At 62.8% G+C, this 16,767-nt stretch carries 16 protein-coding genes; 8 read left to right on the top strand and 8 right to left on the bottom strand.

All coding sequences use genetic code 11. The annotated features are described in order from the left end of the window. Nucleotides 1-153, bottom strand: a 153-nt coding sequence (locus AC3E6W_RS05580) for an ATP-binding cassette domain-containing protein (RefSeq protein ID WP_490652556.1), incomplete at its 3' end; no start/stop codon positions are given. A gap of 288 nt (nucleotides 154-441) precedes the next feature. Between AC3E6W_RS05580 and AC3E6W_RS05575 the strand changes: the two genes are divergently transcribed. From AC3E6W_RS05575 to AC3E6W_RS05565, 3 genes are read left to right on the top strand one after another with little or no spacing between them, the layout of a single operon-like run. Continuing rightward, a complete protein-coding gene (locus AC3E6W_RS05575) occupies nucleotides 442-1,059 on the top strand; it encodes a biotin transporter BioY (protein WP_313968186.1) in 618 nt (205 codons plus the stop codon). A 30-nt stretch (nucleotides 1,060-1,089) separates the two neighbouring features. After that, nucleotides 1,090-1,971 (top strand): energy-coupling factor ABC transporter ATP-binding protein, encoded by an 882-nt coding sequence (locus tag AC3E6W_RS05570; RefSeq protein WP_490652549.1) that lies wholly within the window; start codon nucleotides 1,090-1,092, stop codon nucleotides 1,969-1,971. Continuing rightward, on the top strand, nucleotides 1,961-2,647 hold the full coding sequence (locus AC3E6W_RS05565; protein WP_314746071.1) for an energy-coupling factor transporter transmembrane component T family protein: 687 nt from the start codon (nucleotides 1,961-1,963) through the stop codon (nucleotides 2,645-2,647). The genes AC3E6W_RS05570 and AC3E6W_RS05565 overlap by 11 nt, the downstream gene beginning before the upstream one ends. 104 nt (nucleotides 2,648-2,751) lie before the next feature. Here AC3E6W_RS05565 and AC3E6W_RS05560 read toward each other — a convergent pair whose 3' ends face one another. Then, nucleotides 2,752-3,606: a DUF4253 domain-containing protein gene (locus AC3E6W_RS05560; protein WP_490652548.1), complete on the bottom strand. Its 855-nt coding sequence runs from the start codon at nucleotides 3,604-3,606 to the stop codon at nucleotides 2,752-2,754. Between the two features lie 575 nt (nucleotides 3,607-4,181). Here AC3E6W_RS05560 and AC3E6W_RS05555 point away from each other — a divergent pair. Beyond that, nucleotides 4,182-4,682: an HD domain-containing protein gene (locus AC3E6W_RS05555; protein WP_049334154.1), complete on the top strand. Its 501-nt coding sequence runs from the start codon at nucleotides 4,182-4,184 to the stop codon at nucleotides 4,680-4,682. Nucleotides 4,683-4,784: 102 nt separating this feature from the next. Here AC3E6W_RS05555 and AC3E6W_RS05550 read toward each other — a convergent pair whose 3' ends face one another. The 6 genes from AC3E6W_RS05550 to AC3E6W_RS05525 form a co-directional block, all read right to left on the bottom strand. Next, the gene (locus tag AC3E6W_RS05550; RefSeq protein ID WP_490652547.1) at nucleotides 4,785-5,354 is read right to left on the bottom strand and encodes an Ltp family lipoprotein; all 570 of its coding nucleotides are present in this window, start codon (nucleotides 5,352-5,354) and stop codon (nucleotides 4,785-4,787) included. Between the two features lie 274 nt (nucleotides 5,355-5,628). Next, the gene (locus tag AC3E6W_RS05545) at nucleotides 5,629-5,958 is read right to left on the bottom strand and encodes a metal-sulfur cluster assembly factor (RefSeq protein WP_049342815.1); all 330 of its coding nucleotides are present in this window, start codon (nucleotides 5,956-5,958) and stop codon (nucleotides 5,629-5,631) included. A 39-nt stretch (nucleotides 5,959-5,997) separates the two neighbouring features. Then, complete coding sequence (sufC, locus tag AC3E6W_RS05540) at nucleotides 5,998-6,756, bottom strand: Fe-S cluster assembly ATPase SufC (RefSeq protein WP_049334152.1); 759 nt, start codon at nucleotides 6,754-6,756, stop codon at nucleotides 5,998-6,000. An 18-nt stretch (nucleotides 6,757-6,774) separates the two neighbouring features. Further along, on the bottom strand, nucleotides 6,775-8,049 hold the full coding sequence (sufD, locus tag AC3E6W_RS05535; protein WP_294646738.1) for a Fe-S cluster assembly protein SufD: 1,275 nt from the start codon (nucleotides 8,047-8,049) through the stop codon (nucleotides 6,775-6,777). After that, nucleotides 8,049-9,506 carry a Fe-S cluster assembly protein SufB gene (sufB, locus tag AC3E6W_RS05530; RefSeq protein ID WP_049342817.1) on the bottom strand — a complete coding sequence of 486 codons (1,458 nt, stop codon included), beginning with the start codon at nucleotides 9,504-9,506 and terminating at the stop codon, nucleotides 8,049-8,051. Before sufB ends, sufD begins: the two co-directional genes overlap by 1 nt. Nucleotides 9,507-9,590: 84 nt before the next feature. Further along, entirely contained in the window at nucleotides 9,591-10,490 is a 900-nt protein-coding gene (locus AC3E6W_RS05525) for a helix-turn-helix transcriptional regulator (protein ID WP_049342818.1), read from the bottom strand. Between the two features lie 166 nt (nucleotides 10,491-10,656). Here AC3E6W_RS05525 and AC3E6W_RS05520 point away from each other — a divergent pair, with 166 nt between their 5' ends. From AC3E6W_RS05520 to tal, 4 genes are all read left to right on the top strand, one after another. Continuing rightward, nucleotides 10,657-11,745, top strand: a complete 1,089-nt coding sequence (locus AC3E6W_RS05520) for an ABC transporter ATP-binding protein (protein ID WP_490652546.1) — start codon at nucleotides 10,657-10,659, stop codon at nucleotides 11,743-11,745. Beyond that, a complete protein-coding gene (locus AC3E6W_RS05515; protein ID WP_490652545.1) occupies nucleotides 11,742-12,599 on the top strand; it encodes an ABC transporter permease in 858 nt (285 codons plus the stop codon). The genes AC3E6W_RS05520 and AC3E6W_RS05515 overlap by 4 nt, the downstream gene beginning before the upstream one ends. Nucleotides 12,600-13,315: 716 nt before the next feature. Continuing rightward, the gene (tkt, locus tag AC3E6W_RS05510; protein WP_490652544.1) at nucleotides 13,316-15,418 is read left to right on the top strand and encodes a transketolase; all 2,103 of its coding nucleotides are present in this window, start codon (nucleotides 13,316-13,318) and stop codon (nucleotides 15,416-15,418) included. Between the two features lie 146 nt (nucleotides 15,419-15,564). Next, on the top strand, nucleotides 15,565-16,668 hold the full coding sequence (tal, locus tag AC3E6W_RS05505) for a transaldolase (protein WP_490652543.1): 1,104 nt from the start codon (nucleotides 15,565-15,567) through the stop codon (nucleotides 16,666-16,668). The last annotated feature ends 99 nt before the right edge of the window (nucleotides 16,669-16,767 follow it).

The raw sequence follows: 16,767 nt of genomic DNA, 5'->3' as shown, positions 1-16,767 counted from the left end.
GGTGAGTCCGGCCAGTACCTTGGTCATGGTGGTCTTGCCGGCGCCATTGCGGCCCACCAGGCCGATCTTGTCGCCCTTGTCGATGCGGAAGGTAACGTCTTCCATCAGCAGGCGCGCGCCGGCGCGCAGTTCAAGGTTCTGTACGGCAATCATGGGTGTCTTTCGGGTGGGACGGTCTGCGTGGTGTTGGTGCTCCGGGCCGATTCCCAAGAGGAGAACCACCGGGCGAGCACCCCATCAATTTTAGTGCAGGGATGCCGTGCGTGCATGTGGGTTTGCTTTTATTTCTGTGGTGACGGGTGTAGGATACCTATCGAACACTGTTCAATGGTAATGTTCTGCAGGGACGTTTCACGCCGCGCAACGACGCCGTGCGAACCGATCTCTCCGGCTCTCTCTCGAGCCGACCCACCGAATCCGTACCCAAAGGAGTACACGCCGATGTCCGAACCCACGCGCGAATCCACGCCGCGCCGCAACGACGCCGCCCGCAGCTCGGTCGCCACCGACCTCTCCCTCATTGCCGTCTTCGCGGCCCTCATCGCCGCCCTGGCCATCATGCCCGCCATGAGCCTCGGCGGCATCGCCGTCCCCTTCACCTTCCAGACCCTCGGTATTTACATCACCGCTCAGGTGCTCGGCGGCAAGCGCGCCACCGCCGCCGTGGCGCTGTACCTGCTGGTTGGCTTCGCCGGCCTGCCCATCTTCGCGAAGGGCAGCGCAGGCCTGGGTTCGCTCGCGTCCCCGACCGCCGGCTACCTGCTGGGCTTCCTGCCCTTCGCCGCCATTGCCGGCACCCTCGCATACCTGTTCACCCGTAACACCCGCTCGGTTGGTGCCACTTTCCTCATGGCCCTACTGGCAAACTTCTGCGGTTTTGTGGTTCTGACCGTCTGCGGCATCGCCGGTATGATGGTGAACGCCCACATGAGTTTTATTGCCGCGTTCAACGCGGCCTTGGTATTCGTCCCCTGGGATCTGGTGAAGTCCGTCATCGCGGTTCTGGTCGGTTTGTCGGTGCGCCGCGCCTTCCCGTCCCTGACTTCCACCCAGCGTTAGAGACGCCTCCACACCACCCGAGAGGAAGCTATGTTTTTCCGCCGCTCCCCGCGCCAGAATACACCGCAGACCGTGCAGGGCGAGCAGGCGGATAGCGCCTCCACTAGCATGCCCGCCCTCGAGCTCGAATCGGTGAGTGTTTTCACCGAGCTGCCCGAAGGCGGGCATCGCCGTATCCTCAAGAGCGTGAGCCTGCGCTTCACCGCGAAGCGCACCGCGGTGCTGGGACTCAACGGTAGCGGCAAATCGACCCTGCTGGGGCTTTTTAACGGGCTCACCCACCCGGACGAGGGCATTGTGCGCGTCAACGGCGTGGACACCCTGCAGGCGCCGAGCCGCGGCTCCAACGGTATCGGCTCGCAGGGCGCTTTCGAGGGCGTGGGCATGCTCTTCGCTCAGCCGGAGGCGCAGCTCATCATGCCCACCGTCGCAGAAGATATTGACCTGAGCCTGCGCCGCGCCGCGGCCGTTGAGGGAACCGCACTCAACGGCGAACAGCGCCGCGAACGGGTCCGTGAACTCCTGCGCGAGCGCGGCCTCGAGCGGCTGGAGAACCAGAGCGTCTTCACCCTCTCGGGAGGCGAAAAGCAGCTGGTGGCCCTCACCAGCGTTCTTGCGGCTGGCCCGCAGATCCTTCTGCTGGATGAGCCGACTACCCTGCTGGATCTGCGGAACCGGGCGCGGTTACTGAAGCACCTGGAGTCCCTGGACCAGATGCTGGTGCTCAGCACGCACGACCTGGATTTGGCGGCGTCCTGCGATGAAGCCGTGATCATTCACGACGGGTGCCTGCTCGCCCAGGGGGATGCGGCGCAGATGGTGCAGCGGTACCGGCTGTGGTGTGCCGAGGGGTTCCCGAATGAGGGGGCAGCCGAAGGTACGGATTCAGCGGGAGGCGCGCATGAGCGCTAACACGCCGCGCGCGAACCCCCGTGTGAATCCTCGCCCCGCCTCCCGGGGGTCCGGCTTCAACCCCGGCACCCTGCTGGTGGGTTTCTATCAGCCGCTGAACACGCCGGTGCATCGGGCGCCGCTGTGGCTCAAGGGAACGCTTTTCTTTGGGTTGTTCATTGTGCTGGCGGTGACCGGCTGGCAGGTGGCGCTGGTGGCTTTGGCCGCGGCCACGCTGTGCGCGCTGTGGGCTGGGGTGTCCGCCTCCCAACTGTGGCTGGTGGTCCGAACGCTGGCGCTATTGCTGCTGATTATGGCCGCCTACTACGTGCTGACGGGCCAATACGCTTCCGGTGCGGATGCCATCGCGACCATGCTGACGGCCTTCTACGCTTCCCGTACTCTGCTGGTGAGTACTCCCCTGCCGGTTCTGATTGACGGTTTTGTGCGGCTGTGCTCGCCCCTGCGTTTTATGGGTCTTTCGCCCGAGCGTCTGGGGTTGCTGATTGCCCTCATGATTCGTTCCATCCCGGCGCTCGTGGACCGCTGGGGTGCCCTGCAGCGGGCGGCGGTGGCGCGTGACCTTCCGCGCCGCATGTATTGGCGCCTACTGATTCCCTGGGTGGTGCAGGCGGTGGATTACGCGACGGCGACCGCTCGGGCTTTGCGGGCGCGTCGTGTGGACGAGCTGAAATAGGCGGACTGGGGCGGTGACGCACGGTAAACCCCCGCAGAGAGTAAGGGCGGGGTGAAGAGTCACCCCGCCCTTACGCTTTTACCCCGGGTTGAGTTCAGCCGCCTTTAGGGCGTCTCGACGACCACTGCCGCCGGGAGCTGCTCCCACCACAGGTACCAGTCGTGCTGGCCGTAGAGCGCCTCCACGAGCTTGTCGAAGCCGCGGTAGACGCGCACCGGCATTGCCGAGGAGACCATCGTGTGCTCGACCGCCAGAATCTCGGTGTCGCGGCGGGTGGTCACGGGAACCGGCGTGTAGAACTCGATGAATTCGGCCGCGATGACCGCCGGGTAGGCGTCGTCGCGTTCCAGCCAGTAGCGGGCGATGGCCAGCATGGTTTCGGGGGCGGGGCTGACGTCCCAGCCGCCGAAGGGGAAGTACGCGAAGACGTCGGAAGCAACCTGAACCGGCATGTCCACGATGAGAAGTTCGGAGGCCCGCTCGATATCGGTGGCTTTAACCTTCTCATTGAGGACCCCGGCGGTCAGCTCGAAGGGGTATTCCGCGTCCAGCGGTGCGTTGAGGTCTTCCTCGCTGAGCTCACCGTGTTCCATGAGGTGCCGGTAGACGTTCAGGTAGATGGTCTCGTTGAGGCTCCGGAAAGCCTCGTGCGCGGCCCGTTCCACGCCAACCTGTCGCAGGTGTTCGTGCTGGGCCACGAGGAGCCCAACCGCGTACTGCTGAATCGTGTCGGCAGTAATCTCCCCGACGGGTGTTGAGGTGCGCATGGATACGTTGTTCTCAATGGTCCCGAGCAGGGTGGAGTCAAGGGCAACCACGATGGGGGTTATTCCCTTATTCTTGCCCTCGTAGAGGTGTTCGAGGTATCGCCGGTTGAGTTCGGCTCGTGGGGCGCCGTGGCGGATTCGCTCGTGGGGGTAGGGATACAGGGCGACGAAGCGCTCGTAGAGCTCTGCCATGGTGTTCTCCGATGTTTGGTTACCCCAAGTTTAGCGCTTATTTCCGGGGAAAAAAGGGGGTTTTTAGTGCCCCGGAGCACCCCTCCGAATCGCGCGTTTTTTTCGTTTGATGAGCTGCTATCGGTGAGGTCCAAACGGGTCTAAACGTTCGTTGTATTGGGCGGTTTCGGCGAACAAATCTTCCGAAAAAAGTTTGGAATTTTTTGGTCGGCTGCTGAGACGAAGGGCGGGTCGTGTTCCCCCGTCGCGGGGCCTACCGAGCGGGGCTGAGCCGGCGCCCGGTTGGGCCGTCCGAACCCGCGCCCGCGTTCGTTCCCGAGCGCCCGCAGATTTCGCGCACAGTGCCTCCCGCCCTCGCGCGCATCTTCCCTGGAATGATACCCAACGTCAGGTGCGGGCGATAAGCTTCCCGGTCCTCCCGGCTGGCCCGTCATATTTACGTATTTACGCGCTCTTATGGCGTTTCTCTGGTGGTATTTGACAGGGTGCCGTACAGTAGGGGTACCAGCTATCTATACCTCGGTTTGCATAGCCGGTAGCGTCAATTGATCGAGTCGTAACCAACGGAGGTTCTCGTGACGAATAGCTACTACAAAGAGATGATTCGCCTGGCAGACAGCATCGCTGATAAGGCGCATGAGGGGCAGACGGACCGCAACGGCTGGCCTTACATCTCTCACCCTCGTCGTGTTGCCCTGGGGGCACGCAAGCTCGTTTCTGAGATGGCATCCTCGACCTCTCCCGACACTTCCCTGGAGGAGCTGAAGGCTGAGGTACAGATTGTCGCCCTGCTGCATGACACGGTGGAAGATACCGGAGTGTCGCTGCCCTACCTGGCTCGCTACTTCTCCCCTCAGATTGTGGACGCCGTCGAGGCGCTGACCCGCCGCCCCGGTGAGTCGCGCGTTTCGTACCTGGGACGCGTGCGCGCCAACGATTTGGCCCGCCTGGTGAAGCGCGCCGACATCATGGACAACCTGGACCCGCACCGTCTGGCAAAGCTGGACGAGCCGACCCGCTCCTGCCTGCACATCAAGTACGAGCACTCGCTGGAGCTTCTGGGCCTGAACGAGTAACCTTTCTAGCCGCGGCGAATAGCATCTCAGATGCATAACAAAGCCGCCCGGTGTGTGGATACTAGATCCACGCACCGGGCGGCTTCTAAATTATCTGTTGAATTAGTTCAGATGGGAGACAGCGTAATCGGCCTCTTCCTCGGTGAATCCTTCAACCGAAGAAGTCAGCTGAGAACGAATTGCCTCGGGAGACATGCTCATCGTCTTCTGGTAGCTCTTTGCCTTCTCCAGGGCATTTGCGTTCCAGTCAGCCTTCACGTTGTCCACAGCGTACTGGGCCGCCTCGGGGCTGAACTTCTCAAATTCACTGGTGAGCTGGTTATAGATACCCTGCTTAGACATGTGCAGGGTGCGAGAGTACGATTCAGCCTTCTTCAAAGCAGACTTATATTCGGTGGGAACGTTGTTATCGTTCTGCTTCGTGTTGGATTCTGCCGCGCCTGCAGAGGAAGATTCACCGCCAGATTCCTGAGAAGCTTCAGCAACGGCAGAAGAATCGGCAGCCGCCGAAGATGAAGAAGCGCTCGTAGACTTGCTGGAGCCACCACCCATCACCGAAGCGCAACCACCAAGAAGAACAAGAATAACGAGAGTGATGAACCACCAACGGAGGTAGAAGGGCTTCTTCTTAACGTAGACAGAACCGTCAGCGGCGATAATCTTTTGTGCCATGATTTCCTTTCGGCCTCCTCAAGCGGCCGTTGCATGAGGAGCCTAGTATGACGTGAGTGTATGATCCACAAGGAATCATACTTGGACCCCCCCCCCAGTCAAATTGTCCTAATTATCAATAAAAAATCTATCCTTGTTGTCACCGCATAATCCTCAGCCTACAAAACATAGCGCTAGGTTTTTGCCCTAATTTTTAACAACATAAAAACACCCGCCGGGTGCGGAGAGTCTATGCTCTCCACACCCGGCGGGTGTCTATTCAGCGTCTAGGAGCTTAGATGTTGAAGCCCAGCGCGCGCATCATGTCGCGGCCGTCCTCGGTGATACGCTCCGGACCCCACGGCGGCATCCAAACCCAGTTCACGCGCCAGGAATCCACCACGTTCTCCAGGTTGGCCTGCACCTGCTCCTCAATCACTTCCTGCAGCGGGCAGGCTGCGGTGGTGAGGGTCAAATCCAGGATGAGGGTACCGTCCTCATCCCAGCGCAGACCGTAGAGCAGGCCGAGGTCAACAATGTTGACGCCGAGCTCCGGGTCAATGACCTCCTTGAGGGCTTCCTCAATATCTTCCTGAGGAACACGACCTTGCACAGTCTCAGTCATAGTTCAATCTTTCTTGTCGAATCCGGTACGGAAAGCAGGTTACTTCTTACCTACGTAAGAGACGTAGCCCTCTTCCTCCAGGCGGTCAGCCAGCTCGGGGCCGCCCTGATCAACCATCTTGCCGTCCACGAACACGTGCACGAACTGCGGCTTGATGTAGCGCAGGATGCGGGTGTAGTGGGTAATCAGCATGACACCCATGTCGTTAGCCTCGTGAGCGCGGTTCACGCCCTCGGACACAATCTTCAGAGCGTCGACGTCCAGGCCGGAGTCGGTCTCGTCGAGAATGGCGAACTTGGGCTTGAGCAGCTCGAGCTGCAGAATCTCGTGGCGCTTCTTCTCACCACCGGAGAAGCCCTCGTTCACGTTACGGGAGATGAAGTCGGGGTCAATCTCCAGGTTCTTCATGGCTTCCTTAACGTCCTTGGTCCAGGTACGCAGGGAGGGAGCCTTGCCGTCCACTGCAGTCTTTGCGGAGCGCAGGAAGTTCGACATGGTCACGCCGGGAATCTCAACCGGGTACTGCATTGCGAGGAAGAGGCCAGCGCGGGCACGCTCGTCAACGCTCATCTCGGTGATGTCCTGGCCGTCCAGCAGAATCTGGCCGGAATCAACCTGGTACTTGGGGTGGCCGGCGATGGTGGAAGCCAGGGTGGACTTACCGGAACCGTTGGGGCCCATGATGGCGTGAATCTCGCCCGAGTTGATGGTCAGGTTAACGCCCTTGAGGATGGGCTTGGTGGTTTCGTCATCGAGGATGACCGAGACGTGAAGGTCCTTGATTTCAAGAGTAGACATTATTTCTCCTGGTAAAGCTTAGTTGTTGCTGAGTGCGAGCTCTGCCTCAAGGGCCTCGGTGAGCTGCTCTTCAAGTTCGGGAACGCGAATCTGCTGAATGACCTCGTTCAGGAAGCCGCGCACCACCAGACGGCGGGCCTCAGCCTCCGGAATACCGCGAGCCTGCAGGTACCACAGATGCTGCTCATCGAGCTGGCCGGTGGTAGATGCGTGACCGGCGCCCTCAATCAGGCCGGTCTCAATCTCCAGGTTCGGCACGGAGTCGGCGCGGGGGCCAACTTCCAGCAGCAGGTTACGGTTCAGCTCGTAGGTGTCGGTGCCTTCAGCGTCCTTACCAATCAGAACGTCGCCAACCCACACCGAGTGTGCGCCCTTGCCCTGCAGCGCGCCCTTGTAGGTCACGCGGGACTTGCAGTTGGGCACGGAGTGGTCCACGAACAGACGGGACTCAATGTGCTGGCCGGCATCCACGAAGTACAGGCCGTACATTTCGGTCTCGGCGCCGGGAGCGGTGAACTTGGTCGAGGGGGTCACGCGCACCAAGTCGCCACCGAGGGAAACCACCACGTGCTTGAAGCGGGAGTTGCGGCCCAGCTTAGCGTACTGTGCGGAGGTGTGGATCGCGTCGTCAGCCCACTGCTGGACGGACACGACGTTCAGCTCGGCCTCGTCGCCCACCACGAACTCGATGTTCTGTGCCAGGACGGTGGAGCCGGTGTGGCGGATGACCACGACGGCCTTCGAGAAGGGCTTAGCCTCAATCACGATGTGCTGGGCGGCGGGCTCGTTGCCGGTGCCGTCGATATCAATCTCAACGTGCTCGGACAGCTCGGCCTCGGCGGGGATGGTCACCACGGTTGCCTCGGAGAAGCTGGACCAGGCGTTAGCCGCCACGCGATCCTCGGGAACACCGGCGGAGCCGATGCGCTCGTCCTCGCGGGAGACGGTCTCAACCTTGACCTGCTCGGGTGCGGTCACCTTCGGTGCCGGTGCGGTGCCGGTCAGCTTCTCCAGGTGCAGGCCACCCAGACGCTTCAGCGGGGTGAAGCGCCAATCCTCTTCACGGCCGGTCAGCGGAGCGAAGTCCTCCACGTTGTAGGAGGTCTTACGCTCGGCGCGGGATGCCTCCAGCACCTTCTGGATGTTGTTCGGGTTGGAGCCCTGGTGGTGTGCCTCGGTGGCACGGTACAGGGTGTCATCGTGGGCGAACTCGGTGGCGAGCTTCTCGCCCTCCTGGTCCATACCGGGGATGATCGGGGAGTGGTAACCCAGAGTTTCTTCGTTGGTCGGCATTAGCCCACAGATCCTTCCATCTGAAGTTCGATCAGGCGGTTCAGTTCGAGTGCGTACTCCATCGGCAGCTCGCGGGCAATAGGCTCAACGAAGCCGCGAACGATCATCGCCATTGCTTCTTCTTCGCTCAGGCCACGCTGCATCAGGTAGAACAGCTGGTCTTCAGAGACGCGGGAAACCGTCGCCTCGTGACCCATGGTCACATCGTCCTCGCGCACGTCCACGTAGGGGTATGTGTCAGAACGGGAGATGGTGTCCACCAGCAGGGCGTCACACACCACGGAGGACTTGGAGTGCTTAGCACCCTCGCGCACCTGAACCAGGCCTCGGTAGGCGCTACGGCCACCGTTACGGGCCACGGACTTCGACACGATGGTCGAGGAGGTGTTCGGGGCGATGTGAACCATCTTCGAACCGGTGTCCTGGTGCTGACCCTCGCCAGCGAACGCGATGGACAGGGTCTCACCCTTGGCGTGCTCGCCAACCATGTAGACGGCGGGGTACTTCTGGGTGACCTTCGAACCGATGTTGCCGTCCACCCATTCCATGGTGGCACCCTCGTGCGCAACCGCACGCTTGGTCACCAGGTTGTAGACGTTGTTCGACCAGTTCTGAATCGTGGTGTAGCGAACGCGGGCGTTCTTCTTCAGCACAATCTCAACCACTGCGGAGTGCAGGGAGTCGGACTTGTACACGGGGGCGGTGCAGCCCTCGATGTAGTGAACGTAGGAGCCCTCGTCAGCAATGATCAGGGTGCGCTCGAACTGGCCCATGTTCTCGGTGTTAATACGGAAGTAGGCCTGCAGCGGGATCTCAACGTGAACTCCCGGGGGAACGTACACGAAGGAACCACCGGACCATACGGCGGTGTTCAGCGCGGAGAACTTGTTGTCACCAATCGGGATGATGGAGCCGAAGTACTCCTTGAACAGCTCGGGGTACTCGCGCAGACCGGTGTCGGTGTCGACGAAGATCACGCCCTGCTTCTCCAGGTCCTCACGAATCTGGTGGTACACGACCTCGGACTCGTACTGTGCAGCCACACCCGCGACCAGCGAGTTACGCTCCGCCTCGGGAATACCCAGGCGCTCGTAGGTGGTGCGGATGTCCTCGGGCAGTTCCTCCCAGGAGCCGGCCTGACCCTCGGTCGAACGCACGAAGTACTTGATGTTGTCGAAGTCGATTTCGGAAAGATCCGCGCCCCAGGTGGGCATGGGCTTACGCTCGAAGAACTTCAGCGCCTTCAGACGCATGTCCAGCATCCACTGGGGTTCGTTCTTCTTCGCGGAGATGTCACGCACGACGTCCTCGTCCAGGCCGCGCTTTGCTACCTGGCCTGCTTCGTCGGAGTCTGCCCAACCGTACTCGTAGTTACCAATGCCCTCGAGTTCGGGGTTCATCTCCAGGATCTCTGAAATGACGGTATCGTTGGCGTTCTGCCCAACTTTCTCAGTCATTACGGCCTTTCTTCGATGGTTATTACATTCTCTCCGCCACCTGCCGGATGCAGGCGCGGTAGTCCTTGGGGTTCGAGCCGCCGGCTAGACGCTCGGCTTCTCAGCCGGCGTGCCGTCATCGGGCTCGGTCGGCGTGGCTGGTTTCGTCGACTTCGCGTTCTCCGCCACGGTCTCTCGGTTCAGCGGCACGTGCGTGGTGCACACGTGCGCGCCCGAGGCCATCGTGGAGAGCCTGCGAACATCAACGCCCAGAAGATCAGAAATAATCCCGGTCTCCTGCTCGCAGAAGACCTGGAAGTCTTCGGCCAGGTCGCGAACCGGGCAGTGGCCCTGGCACAGCTGGATACTCGCGAGGAAGTGCTCCGGCACGCTACGACCCACGGGAGGCTCGGTTACCTGCGCGGTGGCCACGAAACCGTCCCTGCTCATGGCCTCGGCGAGCGCCTTAGCTCGGGCGGCCACGTTGTCTCCGGCGGCTTCCACCACCGGGCGGTAACGCGCCTCCATCTCGGCCGCGCGGGCGGAGGCGAAGGCCTCCAGCGCCCCGTCGCCGACGGTATCGCGCAGCATCTGCAGGGCGTTACGCGCGATGAGCAGGTAGTCGTTGCCGAGCCGCTCGTGCCCCTGCGGGGCAATCACGTAGCGGCGGGCCGGGCGTCCGGCACCCGCGCCGTGCTTCTTAATGGGGGCGACCTCGATCATGTTGCTTGATTCGAGGGCATCCAGGTGTCGGCGGACCGCGGCGGGGGTCAGGCTGAGCAGCTCCCCCAGGCTTGCAGCGGATACCGGTCCGTGGTTAAGAACGCCGCGGAGCACGCGGTCTCGGGTGCGTTCCTCAGCCTCGGCCTTACGCTTGGATGTGCGTGCCGCGGAGGACTTTTTGGTGGAAGCACTACAAGAGCCCGACGCTGCACCTCGGGTGCCGCCTCGGGTCTGTGCCTCACGCTCGGAGGAGCGCTGAGATGTCTTGTTCACGGAATACACAAATAAAGTATGTCCTAATTGTTTTTTCTTTGGCTAGTTAGGTCTTCCTACTTGCTGACTTTTTTACCCGAAGCTGAATGTTGATCGTCTTAAAAATGTGTTGAGCACGTGAGGTAGTGCATAGAATATAGGGGTATATCACGCGAATAAATCGAAAGTTATGCCCATGGAGACCACCACCGCACGCGCGGACCGCTCAGAGGAGACAGCCTCCTCCCCCACGGCGCGCAGGCTCACCGTCGCCGAAGAACCGGCGCTGAGCGTCAAGGACCTCATTAAAGAGTTCAAGCCCTCCCGAGCGTTCCGCAATAAGCACCCCGAACGACTCACCGCAAGCGGCTACTACCGCGCCGTCAACCGGGTGAATTTGCGTGTCTTCCCCGGCGAAGTGGTGGTTCTTCTCGGCGCGAACGGCGCAGGTAAAACTACGACCCTCGCCTGCGCCCAGGGCCTGCTCAAGCCCACCCGCGGTACCGTGCGCCTGCTCGGCGAGAACCCCCTCCTGGCGGACCCCGAGCTGCGCGCCAAGGTCGGCATCATGCTTCAGGATGGCGGCCTGCCCAACGCCATGCACCCCATCCCGCTGCTCGAGCACATCGCAAGCATGTACACCGACCCCTACCCGGTTGAAGAGCTCGCGCACCGCCTGGGCATTGATGCGTTCAACGGCACCACGATTCGGCGCCTCTCGGGCGGTCAGAAGCAGCGCGTGGCGCTCGCGGCGGCCCTCATCGGCAAGCCGGACGTGCTCTTCCTCGACGAGCCCTCCGCGGGCCTGGACCCGCAATCGCGCAACGTCGTGTTCGAAATTATTCGCGAACAGCGCGAGCGCGGCGTGGCCATCGTGCTCACCACGCACCTGATTGACGACGCACAGAAGCTTGCCGATTACGTGTACATCATCGAGGACGGCACCACCGTGCAGGAGGGCACCGTTCCCAAGCTGATCGCTAACGACGGCACGAACCGGCTGCGCTACACCCTGGATGCTCCCACCCCCAGCCGCGAGGAGCTGCTCCCGGCGCACCTGCGGGCCGGAGTGAAACTCATCGAGACGGTCCCCTACGTTCCCGCCTCGGAGGAGCACCCGGCCGTGACCGGCGAGTACGAGCTCGTCGGTCCCCTGCGCGCGGAGCACCTGGCGGCCTTCACCGCGGCGCTGGCCGAACGCTACCTCATGCCAATTTCTCTTAAGATGGAACCGAAGACCCTCGAGGACGTCTTCCTCGATATTTCAGGACGTGATATTCGATGAGCCCCACCGCTTCTACCGACCGCGAGCAGAGCACGAGCGCTGCGGCGGATACCTCAGTCCGGGGCGTCGCCATCGACGAGGACGAGGAATACATCCCGCCCCGCGCGAACTACCCGCTCGTGCGCGTGATTGAGCAGGGTCGTTACGAGACGATGGCGATGCTCCGCAACGGCGAGCAGCTGATGCTGAACATCATCTTCCCCGTCATGGCGCTTCTGGGCCTGCGCTTTACGGGCCTGATTGACGACTACGCCCATTCGGTGGGGGTTTCGCGTATGGATGCGGCGGTCCCCGGCGTGCTGGCCCTATGCGTCATCTCCACTGCGCTGTCGGGCCAGGGCATCGCGACGGGCTTTGACCGCCGCTACGGTGTGTTGCGTTTTCTGGCAACCACTCCCCTGGGCCGCAACGGCCTGATTCTGGGCAAGTGCATCGCCGTGGTGGTCGTACTGATCATCCAGTTCGTGCTCGTGGGCGTGGTCGGGTACGGCCTGGGTTGGCGTCCGGACGCCATCGCCCTCTCGCGAGCCTTCCTCACCCTGTTGCTGGGTGCGGCGGCCTTTACGGCGCTGGGTCTGCTGATTGCCGGTACGGTGCGCGCGGAGGCGACCCTCGCGATTGTGAACATCGCCTGGGTGGTTCTGGCCGGCGCGGGCGGCGTGCTGTTCCCGCTCAGTTCCTTCCCCGATTGGTACGGCGCGATCGTGTCGTGGTTCCCCTCGGCGGCTCTGGGCGAGGCTCTGCGCGGCAACTTCATTCACCACCAGTGGATGGCGGACCCGCACTGGGTTCTGACGGTTTGGACCGTCATTCTTGGCCTGGTTGCCTCGCGCAAGTTCAAGTGGTCCGACTAGCCTGACTGTGCCCCTTCATGGCTGGTGCTTCACGACCGGTACTTCACCCGATGCCCCGCGGCTTTCGAATAATTCGAAAGCCGCGGGGCATTGCCGTGTCCGGGTGCGGCTGTCAACAAGAGCTGCGAGCAAGAGTCCGCAAGCGGGTAGGGGGCAAGCCGTGAAACAGGCGCGGGGCAGATGGGGAGTTTCAGAGGCACCCGCGCGACCAAACCCGACTGCCGGTGTTCGGGGTTAAAAAGAAAGCCCCCTCCTGCCGAACCACGAGTCCAACCACCACAGTTGGACTCCATCACGTTCATGTTCGGAGGAGGGGCTTTAATCACCGAGGGGCGGACCGACCCAACCACTGTCTCGGTCCGCAACCTTCCCGCTCAACCTTAACATGAGCTTTACCACCCCTCAAAATCTCTTATAGCTGAAGGAAGCCCGCGCCGCACCGATTCCGCGCCGATTCGGCACCGCCTCAACGGTGCGCTCACCCGGCGCTCTCGGGCGGGCGGCGTTCCACCCTGTGAATGTACACACCCTCACATCAGATAGTGCGGCGGAGTGAACTATCCTTGTTAAACGAAAAGGACGCAACCAGCCTCCGGGGCACCCGCCGGAACGCACCGCGCGGAATAAACACCCCCGGGGTACCGTTACGCCCCATGGACAGGGCGTCAGCACCTAGCCGCTGGCGCATCCACTCACCCTTGCGAAAGGACACCCACGTGGCAGAAAACCTCCAGTGGACAGAAACCGATCAGCGAGCCGTTGACACCGCCCGCATCCTTGCCGCCGACGCCGTGGAGAAGGTCGGCTCCGGCCACCCCGGCACCGCGATGAGCCTGGCCCCGGTCGCCTACCTGCTGTTCCAGAAGGTCATGAACCAGGACCCGGCCGACGACCGTTGGGAAGGCCGCGACCGCTTCATCCTCTCCCCCGGCCACACCTCCCTGACCCTGTACACCCAGCTGTTCCTCGGCGGCTACGGCCTCGAGATGAAGGACCTGGAGGAACTGCGCACCTGGGGTGCCCTCACCCCCGGCCACCCCGAGTACAAGCACACCAAGGGTGTTGAAATCACCACCGGTCCGCTCGGCCAGGGCCTGGCCTCCGCCGTTGGTTTCGCCTACGCACAGCGTCGTATGCGCGGCATGTTCGACCCCGAGGCTGCCCCCGGCACCTCCCCCTTCGACCACCACATCTACGTCATCGCCTCCGAGGGTGACGTGCAGGAAGGCGTCACCGCAGAGGCTAGCGCGCTTGCGGGCCACCAGGAGCTCGGCAACCTGATTGTCGTCTGGGACCGCAACCACATCTCCATTGAGGAAGACACCGACGTCGCCTTCACCGAGGACGTGGCCAAGCGCTACGAGTCCTACGGTTGGGACGTTCAGCGCGTGGATTGGACCCGCACCGGCGAGTACGTCGAGGACGTCGCCGAGCTGTACGCCGCCATCGAGCGCGCCAAGGCCGTCACTGACAAGCCCTCGTTCATCGAGCTGCGCACCATCATCGGCTACCCCGCACCGCACAAGCAGAACACCGGCGCAGTGCACGGCTCCAAGCTCGGTGCCGAGGAAGTTGCCGCCACCAAGGAGGTGCTCGGCTTCGACCCCGCCAAGAGCTTCTTCATCGAGGAGAACGTGCTCGAGCACACCCGTCAGCTGCGCGAGCGCGGTGCCGCCGCCCACAAGGCCTGGGACGAAAAGTTCGAGGCCTGGGCCAAGGCCAACCCCGAGCGCGCCGCGCTGTACAACCGCCTGGTCGCGGGCGAGCTGCCCGCCGACTACAAGGCCGCCTTCCCCGTGTTCGAGGCCGGCACCTCCGTGGCAACCCGCGCGGCATCCGGCACCGTCATTAACGCTATCGCCGAGACCTTCCCCGAGCTGTGGGGCGGCTCCGCTGACCTCGCCGGTTCGAACCTGACCACCATCAAGGGCGCGGAGTCCTTCAACCCGGCATCGCGCAGCACCGAAGACTGGACCGGCAGCCCCTACGGCCGCGTACTGCACTTCGGTATTCGTGAGCAGGCTGCCGCAGCAATCGTCAACGGCATCGTGCTCTCCTCCCCGACCCGCGCGTTCTCGGGCACCTTCTTCGTGTTCTCCGACTACCAGCGCCCGGCTGTTCGCCTCTCCGCGCTGATGGGTGTTCCCGCACTGTACGTGTGGACCCACGACTCCATCGGTGTGGGCGAGGACGGCCCCACCCACCAGCCGATCGAGCACCTCTCCTCGCTGCGCGCTATCCCCGGCTTCGACGTGGTTCGCCCCGCGGACGCTAACGAAACCGCCGTCGCATGGCGCACCATCCTGGAGAAGTCCGACCGCCCCGCAGGTATCGTGCTCTCCCGCCAGAACCTGCCCGTCTGGGCTCGTGAGGATGTACACCCCGACGCCGAGGGCGAGAAGTTCGCCTCCGCAGAGGGCACCGCACGCGGCGGCTACATCATGGCTGACACCGAGGGCACCCCGGACGTCATCCTGATTGCTACCGGTTCCGAGGTTGAGCTGGCCGTCCAGGCTCGCGCAACCCTCGCCGAGCAGGGCATCGCCGCCCGCGTGGTTTCCATGCCTTCGCGCGAGTGGTTCGCTGAGCAGGACGCAGAGTACCGCGAGTCGGTTCTGCCCTCCTCCGTGGCAGCGCGTGTCTCCGTCGAGGCTGGCCTGGCCATGAGCTGGTACGACCTGCTCGGCACCGCTGGCCGCGCCGTGTCGATCGAGCACTTCGGTGCTTCCGCCGATGCGAAGACCCTGTACCGCGAATTCGGTATCACCGCCGAGGCCGTCGTGGAGGCCGCTAAGGAATCCATCGCCGCCGCCAAGTAAGCGATACTCGTGCCCTCGGAACGCAACGGTTCCGGGAGGCTCGACGCGAACAATCCGGGCGCCCCGCTACGAGGGGCGCCCGGGCCCGCTATCGCGTCCCTCCAATACTTTTTCATTTCCTCATTCAAGAATCGAAGGTTTTATCCATGTCTGAGTCCACTCAGAAGCTTTCCGACGCCGGTGTCTCCATCTGGCTTGACGACCTCTCCCGCGAGCGCCTGACCAGCGGCAACCTCGCCGAGCTTATCAAGACCCACAACGTGGTCGGCGTGACCACCAACCCCACCATCTTCGCCGGTGCGCTCTCCAAGGGTGCCGCCTACGCCGAGCAGATGCGTGAGCTGGCCGCCGCCGGTGCCGACGTCGAGGAAGCCGTCTTCGCGGCAACCTGCGACGACGTGCGCAACGCCTGCGACGTGTTCGAACCCATCTACAAGTCCACCAACGGTTTTGACGGTCGCGTCTCCATCGAGGTTGACCCCCGCCTGGCACGCGACGCCGAGGGCACCGCAAAGATGGCGCGCGAGCTCTACGAGCGCGTGGGCCGCGAAAACGTCATGATTAAGATTCCCGCAACCAAGGAAGGTCTGCGCCCCATCGCAGAGACCCTGGCCGCAGGCATCAGCGTGAACGTGACCCTGATTTTCTCCCTGACCCGCTACCGCGAGGTCATCAACGCCTACATGCTCGGCCTGGAGCAGGCGCTGGAGAACGGCAAAGACCTGTCCACCATCCACTCGGTCGCATCCTTCTTCGTCTCCCGCGTGGACACCGAGGTTGACGGCCGCCTGGAGGCTATCGGCGGTGACGCCCTTGAGCTCAAGGGCAAGGCCGGTCTGGCCAACGCACGCCTCGCCTACGAGGTCTTCGAGGAAATGTTCTCCACCGAGCGTTGGGCTCGCCTGCAGGCACACGGCGCGAACGTGCAGCGTCCGCTGTGGGCCTCCACCGGCGTGAAGGACCCCTCGCTGCCCGATACCCTCTACGTGACCGGCCTGGTGGCACCGAACACCGTGAACACCATGCCCGAGGCAACCCTGAACGCCGTTGCCGACCACGGCGAGATCACCGGCAACACCATCGTTCCGAACTACTCCGAGTCGAACAAGGTTCTGGACGCCATCGCCGAGCGCGGCATCTCCTACACCGAGGTCGTCGAGAAGCTCGAGACCGAGGGCCTGTCCAAGTTCGATGTCTCCTGGGAAGAGCTGCTGCAGACCGTCCGCGAGGCACTCGACAACGCTCGCTAAGACGTTGGTCGTCTCCTTCGTGAGGCGGCCGGATGCACCCCCTAAATCCGTCGGGTTCCGCCGTGGGACCCGGCGGATTAGGGCGGCCCCAGCTGATGA

It is taken from the genome of Rothia sp. SCPM-O-B-18226 (M350) (assembly GCF_058213595.1).
This window is presented reverse-complemented; position numbering and strand designations above follow the sequence as displayed.